General features: G+C 73.7%; 14 protein-coding genes. 7 read left to right on the forward strand and 7 right to left on the reverse strand.

Annotation, left to right across the window (positions count from 1 at the left end; all coding sequences use genetic code 11):
- The first annotated feature begins 110 nt into the window (after positions 1-110).
- Positions 111-890, forward strand: a complete 780-nt coding sequence (locus C1701_RS00115; protein ID WP_103055266.1) for an isocitrate lyase/PEP mutase family protein — start codon at positions 111-113, stop codon at positions 888-890.
- Between the two features lie 245 nt (positions 891-1,135).
- Here C1701_RS00115 and C1701_RS00120 read toward each other — a convergent pair whose 3' ends face one another.
- Both C1701_RS00120 and C1701_RS00125 read right to left on the reverse strand, forming a co-directional pair.
- Positions 1,136-1,903: an ABC transporter permease gene (locus C1701_RS00120; protein WP_103055267.1), complete on the reverse strand. Its 768-nt coding sequence runs from the start codon at positions 1,901-1,903 to the stop codon at positions 1,136-1,138.
- The gene (locus C1701_RS00125) at positions 1,900-2,853 is read right to left on the reverse strand and encodes an ATP-binding cassette domain-containing protein (RefSeq protein WP_103055268.1); all 954 of its coding nucleotides are present in this window, start codon (positions 2,851-2,853) and stop codon (positions 1,900-1,902) included. The genes C1701_RS00120 and C1701_RS00125 overlap by 4 nt, the downstream gene beginning before the upstream one ends.
- 60 nt (positions 2,854-2,913) lie before the next feature.
- On the opposite strand from C1701_RS00125, the gene C1701_RS00130 reads away from it, so the two are divergent.
- Positions 2,914-3,651, forward strand: coding sequence for a TetR/AcrR family transcriptional regulator (locus C1701_RS00130; protein ID WP_103055269.1), 738 nt, complete (start codon positions 2,914-2,916; stop codon positions 3,649-3,651).
- 18 nt (positions 3,652-3,669) lie between these two features.
- Here the strand turns inward: C1701_RS00130 and C1701_RS00135 are convergent, their stop codons facing one another.
- Positions 3,670-4,212, reverse strand: a complete 543-nt coding sequence (locus tag C1701_RS00135; protein ID WP_248784458.1) for a GNAT family N-acetyltransferase — start codon at positions 4,210-4,212, stop codon at positions 3,670-3,672.
- 549 nt (positions 4,213-4,761) lie between these two features.
- Here C1701_RS00135 and C1701_RS00140 point away from each other — a divergent pair.
- From C1701_RS00140 to C1701_RS00150, 3 genes are read left to right on the forward strand one after another with little or no spacing between them, the layout of a single operon-like run.
- The gene (locus C1701_RS00140) at positions 4,762-5,826 is read left to right on the forward strand and encodes a FecCD family ABC transporter permease (RefSeq protein ID WP_026420215.1); all 1,065 of its coding nucleotides are present in this window, start codon (positions 4,762-4,764) and stop codon (positions 5,824-5,826) included.
- Entirely contained in the window at positions 5,823-6,659 is an 837-nt protein-coding gene (locus C1701_RS00145; RefSeq protein WP_103055270.1) for a heme ABC transporter ATP-binding protein, read from the forward strand. The genes C1701_RS00140 and C1701_RS00145 overlap by 4 nt, the downstream gene beginning before the upstream one ends.
- Positions 6,656-7,666: an ABC transporter substrate-binding protein gene (locus tag C1701_RS00150; protein ID WP_103055271.1), complete on the forward strand. Its 1,011-nt coding sequence runs from the start codon at positions 6,656-6,658 to the stop codon at positions 7,664-7,666. Before C1701_RS00145 ends, C1701_RS00150 begins: the two co-directional genes overlap by 4 nt.
- Positions 7,667-8,397: 731 nt before the next feature.
- Here the strand turns inward: C1701_RS00150 and C1701_RS00155 are convergent.
- Positions 8,398-9,054, reverse strand: a complete 657-nt coding sequence (locus tag C1701_RS00155; RefSeq protein ID WP_030107072.1) for a TetR/AcrR family transcriptional regulator — start codon at positions 9,052-9,054, stop codon at positions 8,398-8,400.
- A gap of 57 nt (positions 9,055-9,111) precedes the next feature.
- Here C1701_RS00155 and C1701_RS00160 point away from each other — a divergent pair, with 57 nt between their 5' ends.
- On the forward strand, positions 9,112-9,849 hold the full coding sequence (locus tag C1701_RS00160) for an SDR family NAD(P)-dependent oxidoreductase (RefSeq protein WP_103055272.1): 738 nt from the start codon (positions 9,112-9,114) through the stop codon (positions 9,847-9,849).
- Positions 9,850-9,895: 46 nt separating this feature from the next.
- Positions 9,896-10,213: a DMT family transporter gene (locus tag C1701_RS00165; protein WP_026420210.1), complete on the forward strand. Its 318-nt coding sequence runs from the start codon at positions 9,896-9,898 to the stop codon at positions 10,211-10,213.
- Positions 10,214-10,303: 90 nt separating this feature from the next.
- On the opposite strand, the gene C1701_RS00170 is transcribed toward C1701_RS00165, so the two are convergent.
- The 3 genes from C1701_RS00170 to C1701_RS00180 all read right to left on the reverse strand — a co-directional run bounded on the left by C1701_RS00170 (position 10,304) and on the right by C1701_RS00180 (position 12,722).
- Complete coding sequence (locus tag C1701_RS00170; protein WP_026420209.1) at positions 10,304-10,858, reverse strand: CGNR zinc finger domain-containing protein; 555 nt, start codon at positions 10,856-10,858, stop codon at positions 10,304-10,306.
- A 1-nt stretch (position 10,859) separates the two neighbouring features.
- On the reverse strand, positions 10,860-11,825 hold the full coding sequence (locus C1701_RS00175) for a ketopantoate reductase family protein (protein ID WP_103055273.1): 966 nt from the start codon (positions 11,823-11,825) through the stop codon (positions 10,860-10,862).
- Positions 11,826-12,005: 180 nt separating this feature from the next.
- Complete coding sequence (locus C1701_RS00180; protein ID WP_026420207.1) at positions 12,006-12,722, reverse strand: ABC transporter permease; 717 nt, start codon at positions 12,720-12,722, stop codon at positions 12,006-12,008.
- Positions 12,723-12,752 lie beyond the last annotated feature (30 nt).

Genomic DNA, 12,752 nt, shown 5'->3' on the forward strand with positions numbered 1-12,752 from the left:
CGGGGGCGGAGCGCGGGGCGCCGGCCGCGTTCGCCGCCGAGTCGGCCCGCCTGGTGGGCGGGCATTGACTGGAGTACCGGCAGCCGCCGTCCGCCGCTAGGTTGATCGGCATGACCTCAACGGCGGAGAAGGCCACCCTGCTCCAGGAGCTGCACGCGGCACCGGAGCCGCTGCTCGTCGTCAACGTGTGGGATGCGATCACGGCGAAGGTCGTCGCCGAGATCCCGGGAACACGGGCGCTGGCCACCGCGAGCCACGGCATCGCCGCCTCGCGCGGCTACCCCGACGGGGAACGCATCCCGCGCGACGAGATGATCGCCGAGGTGGCGCTGATCGTGCGCGCGGCGGGTGACCTACCCGTGACCGCCGACCTCGAGGCCGGCTACGGCGACCCGGGTGGCACGATCGCCCGCGCGATCGAGGTGGGGGCCGTCGGCGTCAACCTCGAGGACCAGATGAAGCCGTTGGCGGAGTCGGTGGGGGCGGTCGAGGCCGCGGTGGCCGCCGCCGAGGCCGCCGGGGTCGACTTCGTGCTCAACGCGCGCACCGACGCGTTCCTCAAGGCTGGGGACCGCGATCCCGAGGAGGTGCTCGCGGACGCGATCGCCCGGGGCCGGGCCTACCTCGACGCCGGCGCGTCGAACGTCTTCGTGCCGGGGAGGCTCGACGTCGACCAGGTCACCCGACTGGTGTCCGAGCTGGGCGAGCGCAAGGTCAACCTGATCGGCGTTCCCGGTTCGATCTCGCTGGAGGTGGCGCGGGAACTCGGGGTCAGCCGGGTGTCCTACGGACCGTGGAGCCAGAACGTCGCCCTGACCGCGCTGGCCGAGCTCGTCGAGGACGTCCACGCCGGTGGTGGGCTGCCGGCGGGCACCCGCACGTTGAACTGACCGACCGGCTGGGACACCCCGCCAGCCCCGGCGGCCGCCACTCCCCCGAGAGCCGCACCACCGGGTGGCGGGGTCCGGGCACCCGTTCGACGCGAATCGATGAGGAGAGGTCCGCCGCGTGGGGGAGGGCGGCCGCCGTGGCGACCGCCCTCCGTGGGACGCCTGGCCCGCTCCGGCGCGCACGGGAGGTCAGGCCTGGCGCCCCCGCCGGGGTGCGCGCGGGACGCCGAACCGGTCGCGAGTGCTCAGCTCCGGGCGGCGCGGTCGAACAGGCGTGCCGTGAGCAACGTCGCCCCGACGCCCAGGCCCACGAGCCAGAGCAGCGAGTGGGTGAGGGTGGTCGAGTCCGGAGCGCTGGTGGCGAGCCCGCGCAGCGCCTCGATGACGAGGGTGACGGGCTGGTGCTCAGCGAAGCCGCGCAGGAACCCGGGCAGGTTGTCGGCCGGCATGAACGCGGTGGACAGGTAGGGCAGGAACAGCGCGATGAAGCTGAACGTGCCCGCCGACTCCACGGACTTCGACGCCAGCCCCCAGGCGGCGGCGATCAGCGTGAACACGAGGACGTAGGCCGCGAGCAGACCCACGATGCCCAGCCACTCCAGCGGGGTGGCGGTCGGCCGGAAACCCATGGCGACCGCGACGAGCAGCACGATCACGATGGAGGCCAGGTTGCGCAGCACGCTGGCGAGGACGTGTCCGAAGATGACGCCGGACGCCCGGACCGGCATGGTGCGCAGCCGCTGGACGAAGCCCTTGGAGACGTCGGTGTGGATGGACGTCGCGGTCAGGGCGGCACCGAAACCGGCGCACAACAACATCACGCCCGGGGTCACGTAGTCGGCGTAGGAGCCGCCCACGGTGGAGTCCAGGGCGGAACCGAACACGGTGACGAACAGCAGCATGATCGCCACCGGTGCGACGACGGCGGTGACCAGGCTGTCGAGGTTGCGCAGCGAGTGGGTGATGCTGCGCTTGGCGAAGACCAGCTCGGCGGGGAGCGTGGCGGTGCTCATCGGGCGGGTTCCTTGTCGGTCGGTGCCGTCGCGGTGCTGTGGCCGGTCAGGGCGAGGAAGGCGTCGTCGAGGGTGGGGTTCTGGACGGTGAGGGTGCGGACGTGGCGCCCCTCGGAGTGCAGGCGGTTGAGCAGGAGGCGGACCCGCTCGGGGTTGCCGTCGGTGACGGACCGGATGACGGCCCCGTCGTCGAGGACGAGTTCGACGGTCTCCCGCCCGACCCGCTTCTTGAGCTCCGCCGCCGTGCCCGAGGCGACGATCGCCCCGCCGTCGAGCACGGCGATGCGGTCGGCGAGGACGTCGGCCTCCTCCAGGTACTGGGTGGTGAGGATGATGGTCCGCCCGCCGCGCGCGAGCCGGGTGACCACGTTCCACAGCGCCGCCCGGCTCCGGGTGTCCATCCCGGTGGTCGGTTCGTCGAGGAAGATCAGCGGCGGGGAGGCGACCAGGCTGGCCGCCAGGTCCAGGCGGCGGCGCATCCCTCCCGAGTAGTGGCCGACGCGGCGGTGGGCCGCCGCGGTGAGGTCGAACTCCTCGAGGAGCTCGTCCGCGCGTCGGAGCGCCTCGGACTTCCCGAGCCGGAGCAGGCGCCCGACCATCACCAGGTTCTCCCGGCCGGTCAGCTCCTCGTCGACCGACGCGTACTGCCCGGTGACGCTGATGAGTTCGCGCACCCTGGCCCGATCGCGGACGACGTCGTGCCCGAGGAGCCGGGCGGTCCCCCCGTCGGCCCGGACCAGGGTGGTGAGGATGCGGATCAGGGTGGTCTTGCCGGCGCCGTTGGGGCCCAGGAGTGCGAAGACCCGCCCCTCCGGGACGTCGAAGGTCACGTCCCGGAGGACCTCGCGGTCGCCGTAGCGCTTGCGGATCCCGGAGACCGCGAGAGCCGACTTGTCGGCGGTCGGGCGATCTACGAATGGTGGTGTGAGCTGGGGTGATGACCTCGTCATGCGTACAGCGTAACAGTTACGCAGTATGAATGCGCAAGGGTTACGCAGTAGGATGGCCGCATGGCGAACGAGCACGAGGGGAACCTGGCTCCCCCTCAGGTCCCCCGAGCGGTTCTGCTGGCCTGGGGCCGGTCACCCGCCACCACGAAGGGGCCCCGGCCGAGGTGGACGCTCGAGCAGCTGCTGGCGGCGGCCGTCCGGCTCGGCGACGAGCAGGGCATCGACGCCATCACCATGAGCGGGCTCGCCAAGGCACTCGGCAGCGGGACCATGTCCCTGTACCGGTACGTGGAGTCGCGGGAGGACCTGGTGATCCTCGCGGCCGACCACGCCCTCGGCCCGGGTGGCGCCCCCGAGGGCGCGGGCTGGCGGGACCGACTTCGCGCCTGGGTCCGCGACCTGCGCGAGGCCTACGAACGGCACCCGTGGCTGACCGCGATCCCCGTCGGGACGGAACCGCTGCTGCCGTCCTACCTGCACCGACTGGAGTCGGGACTGGCGTGCCTGGAACCCACCGGGATCTCCGGCGAGCGCGCGGTGACCGTGCTGACCATGCTGTGGACCTACACCCGGGGTGAGGTGGAGCAGTCCGCCCAACTCGCCACCCTCGCGGAGGAGGCGGCCACGGGCGTCAACGAGGTCCTCGCCGCGCGCCTGCGCGCCCTCACCGGCGACGCGTTGCCCAGGGTGCTGGCCACCCTCGAACAGGAGGCGGCATCGACAGCGAGCGACCACGACGAGTTCGACGCCGCGATCTCCATCGTCCTCGACGGGCTGACACCCCCCGCCGAGAGGTAGCGGCCCCGCGAGGGGGTGTCAGCCCGAGCCGGCGGAACCCCCGGCGGGCCGCTCGTAGCGGATCTCCAGGCCGTCCTCGTCGTCCCACTGCTCCCCCACCCGCGTGAAGTGGAACCGCGTCGCGAGATGGGTGGAGACCAGGTTGTCCGGGCTGATGCTCAGCCGCACCGTGCGCACCCCCGGTTCGGTGGCCGCGCGGTCCAGCAGGACCTCGAGCGCGGCCGCCGCGTAGCCCTGGCGGCGGTGAGTCGGCTCGACCGCGTAGCCGATCTCCACCATGCCGGACTCGTCGGGAGGTCCGTGGTACCCGGCCCGGCCCACGGCCAGCCGTCGTCGTTCGTCCCAGATGAGCCCGGTGACCCATGCCGCGCTCGCCGGCTCCCGGGCGACCCGCTCGGCACGGCGGCGCCACACGCCCCGCCAGGCCGGCCCCGCGAAGTAGGGGGAGACGGGCACGGGAGCGATGGCGTTCGCGCCGTCGAGGTCGCCGGCGGCGAGCGCGCGGAACACCGGGCCGGACAGGTGCACGATCCGCACCCGCCGGAGGAGGTGGGCGGTCACGGACGTGAGGCTCCCAGACGCGCCGGTCCCGGGGCCACCGGTTTACCGCCTCGCACTCGGAGCCGCGGACCGTCCCGGCCGCGCGGTCCACCTCCCACCCACCGGCTACCGCCGTCGACGTCCCGGCCTCCCTGGCGCGGGACGAGGCCGGCCGCCCGAGGTGGGAGCCACCAGCGGGTCCACCCGCCACCGTTCACCCCTCTCGTCACGCGCGGCGGTTCCTCGCCCGGGCGACGGCCCGGATCAGGGGGCGGTCGGGGCGCGAGTCCGGTTCGGCTGGTGCGGTCCTCCCGACCACGCACGGAGATGACCGCGTGCGCGGCAGGTGGCCGCCTGGCACCACCCTCCCGCGCGGAGTCGTCCGGTCGCGGACCGAGACCCTCGGCTGGCGCGCGACACGCGGCGCCTCCGGGACGCCGAGGGAACCGAGCGCGGGAGCTGCGTCGCGGCTCACGTTCCGTTGACAGCGCGCGCCGGCGACGACATACGATCCGGTCGACAATGATTTTCATTTCTTCTGGGCCGGTTCGGTCCCGCTAGGTGAGCCCTGTGAAGACCTCCGTTGCCGCGTCCCCGGCTCGGCGCGCGCGGCGCGGCCCCCCGCGTGCCGCCATCGTCCTGACCGGACTGACGGCCCTGCTGCTGGTCGTCGTGGTCGCGGCGGTGTCGCTCGGCCCGATCCCGGTGCCTCCTCGGGACACCGTGCTGGTGCTGCTGCACCGGCTGGGCGTGGTGGCATCGGCGGGCCAGTACGAGCTGGTCGTGGAGACCATCCGACTCCCCCGGGTGCTGGTGGCACTGGTGGTCGGGGCGGCGCTCGCCGTGGCCGGGACCGTCATGCAGGCCCTGTTCCGCAACCCCCTCGCGGATCCCGGTGTCACCGGGGTCTCCAGCGGCGCGGCCGCCGCCTCCGTGCTGGTCCTGGCCACCGGGGCCACGGTCCTGGGCCGTTGGGTGCTGCCGGCGGCGGCGTTCGTGGGCGCGCTGGCGGCGTTGGTCGTCGTGCACCTGGTCGCGGCCGCGCGGCGCGACCGGTCGGCCTCGACCCTCCTGCTCATCGGGATCGCGCTCAACGCGCTGCTCGGCGCGGTCATCAGCGCGGTGCTGGCGAACGTGCCGGACGACCGGGACGTGCGGGGCATCGTCTTCTGGCTCAACGGTGATCTGGTCGCGCGCACCTGGGAGCACGTGGCGCTGGCGCTCCCACCCGTCTGCGTGGGCGTCGTCGGCGTCCTGCTCCTCTCCCGCGACCTCAACATGCTGCTCCTCGGTGAGAGCGCGGCCCGGTCCTCCGGAGTGGACGTGCTCCGCACCCGCCGCCTGCTGCTCACCCTGGCCGCCCTGATCACGGGGAGCGCGGTCGCGGTGGCGGGAGCGATCGGCTTCGTCGGCCTCGTCGTGCCCCACGTCATCCGCCTGGTGGTGGGGCCCGATCACCGGCTGCTGCTCCCCGCCGCCGCGCTGTTCGGCGGGTCCTTCCTCGTCCTCGCCGACCTCGGCGCCCGGATGCTCCTCAGCCCGGTCGTGCTCCAGACCGGGACGCTCACCGCGTTGATCGGCGCGCCCGTCTTCCTCCTGCTGGTCCTCCGGCGGGGACGGCGAGGTGCGCGGTGACCGGTCCCCCTCCCCGCCACGGAGCCCCGGACGACCTGCCGCTGGTCGCGGAGGAGGTGAGCGTGGTCATCGACGGTCGTCCGGTGCTCGTCGACGTCACCGTGCGCGTGCGAAGCGGCGAGGTGATGGCGCTGGTCGGTCCCAACGGAGCCGGCAAGAGCACGCTGCTCTCCGTCCTCGCGGGCCTCCGGCGGCCGGAGGGCGGGGACGTCCGGCTCGACGGGACCCCGACGCGGTCGCTGCGTCCCCGGGTTCTGGCGCGCTCCCTGGCCCACGTGCCCCAGGACACCGCACTGGACTTCGAGTTCACCTCCCGGCAGGTCGTGCTGTTGGGCAGGCACCCCCACCTCCGCCGGTTCGCCCCGGTGGGCCCGGAGGACGAGCGGATCGCGGACCAGGCGTTGCGCGACGCGGGAGCCGACCGCTGGTCCGACCAGGAGGTGACGACGCTCTCCGGCGGCGAGCGGCAACTCGTGCACATCGCGAAGGCGCTCGCGCAGGAACCCCGTGTGCTGTTGCTCGACGAGCCGGTCGCCGCCCTCGACCTCCGCCACCAGCTCCACGTGCTGCGCCTGCTCCGCGAACTGGCCCGACGCGGAACCGCCGTCGTGGCCGTGCTGCACGACCTCAACCAGGCCGCCCGGTTCTGCGACCGGGTGGCGCTGCTCCACCAGGGCGGTCTGCTCGCCGACGGCCCCCCGGAACTGACGCTCACGAGGGAGAACATCGCCGTCGCCTACGGAGTGCGGGTGGTGGTCCGCCACGACCCCGACACCCGGAGCCCACGCGTGGTCCCCCTGGACATCGACGAAGGATCAGGAGACACCCGATGACCAACCCGGTACGCCGAGGCTCACTCCTCGGCACCACGTCGCTGGCGGTGGTGCTGCTCGCCGGCTGCGCGACCACCCCGGCGGACGAACCCGTGCCCGCGCCGTCCTCCGCGCCGCCCGGTGCCGCCGCCTCCTACCCGCGCACCGTCGGAGGCGGCGGTCAGGGCGAGCCGGTCACGATCCCCTCGGAACCGACCCGGATCGCCGCCCTGTCACCGGACGCCGCCGAGGCCGCGCTGGCGCTGGTGGGGGCGGAGCGGCTGGTGGCGGTACCGGCGAGCGTGACCGGCACCCACCTCGGCAACCACGTCGAGGATGCGGCGGCGGTGTCGGAGCACCTGCCGCCGGGGACCAACCCGGACCCCGAGCTGGTGCTGTCCCTGAACCCGGACCTGGTCCTGGTCACCCCCCGCCACGACGGCGAGCAGGACGCGCTGTCCCTGCTCGACGAGAGCGGCGTCCCCGTTCTCGCGCTGGAGCACTGGGACGACCTCGACGAGGTCGCGGGGAACCTGACGCTGTTGGGTGAGGCGCTCGGGGTCGAGGACCGCGCCGAGAGCCTCGTGGCGGACATGGCCAGTCGGCGCGACGCGGTGCGCGATGCCGTCGACGGCGTCGATCGCCCCTCCGTGCTCGTCCTGAGCAACCAGGCCGGCGTGCCGTTCGTCCTCGGCCCCGATTCCTTCACCACCGGCCTGGTCGAGCTGGCGGGCGGTGTCTCGGCGGCCGAACGGGCCGGCGTGCGCCGCACCGGTCCCGTCGACCCGGAGGTCGTCGTCGGTGCCGCGCCCGACGCGGTCGTGCTGGTCGACGTGACCGGCGCGGGTCGCGAGTCCTTCGACAGCCTGCTCGCCCACCCGGCCGTCGCCGACCTCCCCTCAGTGGCCGAGGACCGGGTGCTGCTCCTCCCCGCCGCCTCCGCCTTCGCCTCGGGCGGCGCGCACACCCTGGACGGGTTGGAGGAACTGGCCGGCTGGCTGCACCCGGAACGGTTCGACGGGCGGTGACCGGACCCGCTGGGGCGGAGTGCCCTCCGCCCGGCCGGTACCGGCGCGGCGGCACCAGGCGGCCGCGTGCTCAGGGCGGGGCGCCGCCGCTCCCCGAGCCGGACGGACGGTCCCAGCGTGGGGTGATCCGCCGAGGTCCCCGGCCCGGGGTGGCAGTCGGGGGCCCGCCTCGCCAGCGGCACGCCTGACGGCCCCGGGCGGACACGGAAGTGGCCTGGCCGGCACCGGTCCACCCCGCACCGGGCTCCCCGGTGCGCGGGACTGGTCCGGCTGGGCTCACCGTGCCCCCGCTCCTCAACCCTGCTCGTCAGGTGGGTGGACGACCAGGTCGGGGCGCCGCCACGCGCCGCGTCCCCCCACCTCCGGGGGTTCGGAGCGGACACCGGTACGGGCGTCTCTCCCGGACCCACCGCGCCGGACCTCCCGACCGGGACCGAGCCTGCCCGCCATCTCGTCCTCTCCCGTCCCTCCCGCCTCCGGTCCACGGTCCGCCTCATCCGGTGGACGCGCGCGACCCGGTCCGGGCGGAGGATGCCCGCGCCGCCGCGTGTTTCCCGGCGCGCTCGTCGATGTGACGCCGACTTCCCCCGGGGTTCACCCACGGGTGCGCGAGCCCCCCCGCGCGGATCGTCGACCGTCCAGGACCGACGCCCTCGGGACACCGCCAGGAGACCCGCGCGAACTCGGGTCTCCCCTGTCCAGCGCCGGATCCCGATCGGCGGTGGGGCCTCTCACCCGCCGCGCGCGGTGTCGACGAGGTGGTCCCAGGAGGCGAGGGTGATGTCCACGACTCCGTCGAGTTCGGCGAGGGTGGCGCCGTCGCGCGCCTGGATCGACAGGCCGAAGAGCACGGACATCAGGAACGAGGCGAGCCGGTCGACGTCGACCGAGCCGGGCAGGCCGCCGTCGGCCCTCGCGGCGCGAAGACGGGCGCGCAGCCGGTCCCGGTCCTGTTCGCGCAGGGAACGCAGCAGGTCGCGGAGGCCCTCGCTCTCCGGGGAGTAGGAGATCGCGGAGAGGACGACCAGGCATCCGTGCGGGGTCTCGGGGTCGACGTAGGCCCTGGCGTTGTCACGTAGCAGCGCCTCGACCGCGTCCCGCACCGGACCGGGCCTCTCCAGGGCGAGCGTGGTGGTCGAGCGGTCGGGCGAGTTGTAGAACTCGACGGCCTCGCGGAACAACTTCTCCTTCGACCCGAACGCGCCGTACAGGCTCGGGGGGTTCATCCGCATCGCCTGAACGAGATCGGTCAGGCGAGTGCCCTCGTAGCCGCGCTCCCAGAACACCTCCATCGCCTGGCGGAGCGCCGTCTCCCGGTCGAAGGCGCGGGGCCGCCCCCGCCGCCGGGGCTGGCCGGTGGCGTCGGTGGCGCCGTGCGTGCTGGACATGCCCCCAGTGTATATTTTTAATGTTCACTACAAAATTAACACCACTGGGAGAACCTGATGCCGCAACGGAACAAGGTCGCGCTGGTCACCGGAGGGAGCAGGGGGATCGGCGCCGCGATCGCCCGACGCCTCGCCGAGGACGGGGCGGACCTCGCGATCACCTACCTGTCGTCGGAGGCAGCGGCCGACGGTGTGATCCGCGAGATCCGCGCCCTCGGCCGCCGCGCCACGGCGATCGCCCTCGACAGCGCGGCGCCCACGGCGGCGGTGACCGCCGTCGACGCGGTGTTCGAGGAGTTCGGACGGCTCGACATCCTCGTCAACAGCGCGGGCACCTTCCCGAACGGTCCGCTGCCCCAGGTGACCGGGAACGAGGTCGACGCGGCCCTCGCCCTCCACGTCAGGGCGCCGTTCCTCTTCAGCCAGGCGGCCGCGCGCGTGATGGGCCCCGGGGGCCGGATCATCACCGTGGGAAGCTCCTTCGCCAACCGCACCCCCTACCCCGGGGTCACCCTCTACTCCATGACCAAGGCCGCCGTCGAGGGCATGACCCGGGGGCTCGCCCGGGACCTGGGCGACCGGGGCATCACCGTGACCGCGGTGCACCCGGGCAACATCGACACGGACATGAACCCGGCCTCGGCTCCCGAGGCCGCCGAGGAGCTCCCCGCCATCCCACTGGGCCGCTACGGCGAGCCTCGGGACATCGCCGCCGCCGTCTCCTACCTCGCCGGGGACTCCGGTCGCTACGTCACCGGCACCGCCCTCACCGTGGACGGCGGTTACAACGCATGACCGGCGGGTTCTCCACCGGGGAGCGACGACGATCGGAGGCGACGTGATCTCATGGTTGCTCCTCGTCGCGGCCGGGCTCCTGGAGATCGGCTGGGCCAGCGCCATCAAGGAGTCCCACGGGTTCACCCGGTTCTGGCCCAGCGTCCTGGGGATCGGCGGAGCACTCGCCAGCTTCGCACTCCTCACCCTCGCGGTCAGGGACCTGCCCCTCGGGACCGCCTACGCGGTGTGGGTCGGCATCGGCGCCGTCGGCGTGGCGGTGGCGGGCGTCGTCTGGTTCGGTGACACCCTCAGCCCGGGCCGGGTGCTCTTCCTCGGCCTGATCGTGGTGGGCGTCGCCGGGCTGAAGTTCCTCGAGAGCTGACCGCCGCGCGAGATGATCCCCCGACCCGTGTGCCGAACGACGCCCGGGGAACCCCGCACCCGGTCCACCGGCCGCGCCTCGTCCCGGGGGTCACGAGCGGCGCTGGCGGTGGGCTCGGACCCGTTCGCGGGTCTGGCAGCGGGTCGAGCAGTAGACCCGGTGTCCACGGCGCGAGGTGTCGAGGTAGACGTCCGCGCACCGCTCGGCGGCGCACAGGCCGGCCGACCGGGTCGCCGGGTCGGTGAGCGCGTCGAGGACGGTGGCGAGCATCGCGGCCAGCAGCGGAGGCGCGTCCGCCGCCGCTCGCCACCCCAACCGGGGCGGGGCCCCCCGGCTGTCGAGACGCGGGACGAGCCCGACGCGGTCAACGAGGGCATCGACGACCGCGTCGCGCGCCTCGCCCGGCTCAGCGGCGAAGACGGCGTGGATCTCCTCCGCGGCGGAGCTGATCTCCTCGTCCGCCAGGCGACTCCCCCCGGGCCAGGTCTCGTGCAGCCGCATCCGGTACGGGGAGTCCGGGGCGGGGTGACCGCCCCAGGGTCGGGCGGACGCCTGGCGCGGGGTGACCGCCCACTCGTTGACGAGCTCGACCGCCACCCCGACCGGCAGTGGCGGCACGGGCAGCCACGAGCGTGGTCCGGTCATCTCACGGTTCGACCACGGGTCCCGGGCCGACGTCGGACCGCTCCTCCCTGGCGGCCAGTTCCCTGGGCAGCTGGGTGGCCCAGATCAGCTCGTGCACGGGAACGGGGATGCCCAGCGCCGTGGCGTGCCGCACCACGGCGCCGCTCTGGTCGGCCAACTCCGAGGGGCGGCCCGCACGCAGGTCCCGCTGGAGGGATGCGGTGGTCTCCGGCGCGAAGCCGTGCTCGTAGACGTCGAGGATCTCGGCGAGATCGTCCTCGCCCAGGCGGGCCCCCGACCGGTTGCCGACCGCGATGACCTCCCGCATCGCCCGTTCCACCAGGTCCCGGGTGGGGCGCACGGACCTGGTCCGCCCCACCGGGGCGTCCGCCAGGGCGCCCACTCCCCCGTAGGACGCGATGAGCGCCAGTTTCCGCCACAACGCGGTGCGGACGTCCTCGGTCCACCGCGCGTCCACTCCGGCTCTCCGCAGCACCTCCACCAGTCGGAACCCGGCGGCGTCGGGTTCGGAGTGCCGCAGGGAGCCGAGGACCACGCGGGCCTCGGAGCCGACGAGTCGCACGGCCAGCGGCGCCACCCGCCGCACGATGACGACGACCGTCCCCCCGTACACCGCGTCGGAGGGCACGTGGGCGGCGGCGCGGGCCGGCGCGTCCACCCCGTTCTGGGTGGTGAGCACCCTGCCGCCAGGTTCGAGCGCCGGGGCGATCTCGGCGGCGGCCTCCTCGACCTGCCAGGACTTGGTGGCCACGATGGCGAAGTCGAAGCGGCGCCCCGCCAGGTCGTCGACGAACTCGACGTTCGAGACGACCTCGGTGTTGTTCTCGTTCCGGATCTCCACGCCGCCGCCGGCCGCGGCGCGCACCGTGGCCGGGCGGCCCTTGACCGTCACCGGCTCACCGGCCGACGCGAGACGCGCCGCCAGGTACAGGCCGACCCCGCCCGCCCCGTACACCAGAACACCCATGTCCCACCCCCGATCAGGTAACGCTCATCATGCCATAGAGCCGTTACCACATCAGGGGGATCCCTCGTCCGCGTCGAGGAGGCCGTCAGCCACCCCGCCGAGGACCCGGAGCGCCGGGGGCGGGCGATGTCTGGCACCCTCGCCAGTCCCGCGGGCCCGGACGACGTCCCGCCCGAGTCGTCACCGGCGTGGTTCCCAGCGGAAGAGGCGGGCGGCCAGGGCCACCGAGACGACGACCCAGCTCAGGGTGGGCGCCAGCAGCACCAGCGAATCGGCCAGCGCGACGCCGCCGTTCCACGCGGCGACGACCAGTTCGCTGGCCGCGCCGCCGGGCAGCAGCCGCTTGACGATGGTGAGTTCCTCGGTCCCGGTGAAACCGACCCAGCCGGAAACGGCCATCGTGCCGATGAGGACGGGCAGCGTGGTCACCTGGGCGTGTTCCGGGGAGTTCGTCACCCCGGCCGTCGCCAGCCCCAGGCAGAGCATCATGGCCACCGTGGTGACCACGGCGACCACCAGGAGGAGGACGTCGCTCGGCGCGCCGGCGACCACGCCCAACACGGTCAGGATCACGGTCACCTGGAGCACCGCGACGCCCGTCACCGGCAGCAGCAGACCGGAGAGGATGCGGGTGTCGCTCGCCGCCGTGGAGCGCAGCCGCTTGAGGAAGAGGTTCTGCCGGCGCGCGGCCAACGTGGTCACCGTGGTCGTGTAGAAACCCATCGCCAGCACGAGGAACAGCAGGATCGCCGCGATCGCCCCGAGGTCGAACACGGCGACGGTCTCGTGCAGGTAGATGTAGAGGGCGCTGAACGCCACGGGAAGTACGAACATGGTGACCAGAACCGAACGGTTCCGGAAGAGCTGGACCAGCTCGCCGAGCGCGATGGGGAACATGGAGCGGTCTCCTCCTGGGGTGGGGTTGGT

The sequence above is a fragment of the Actinoalloteichus sp. AHMU CJ021 genome, assembly GCF_002895405.1.
In the GTDB taxonomy this organism is placed as follows: Bacteria; Actinomycetota; Actinomycetes; order Mycobacteriales; family Pseudonocardiaceae; genus Actinoalloteichus_B; species Actinoalloteichus_B caeruleus.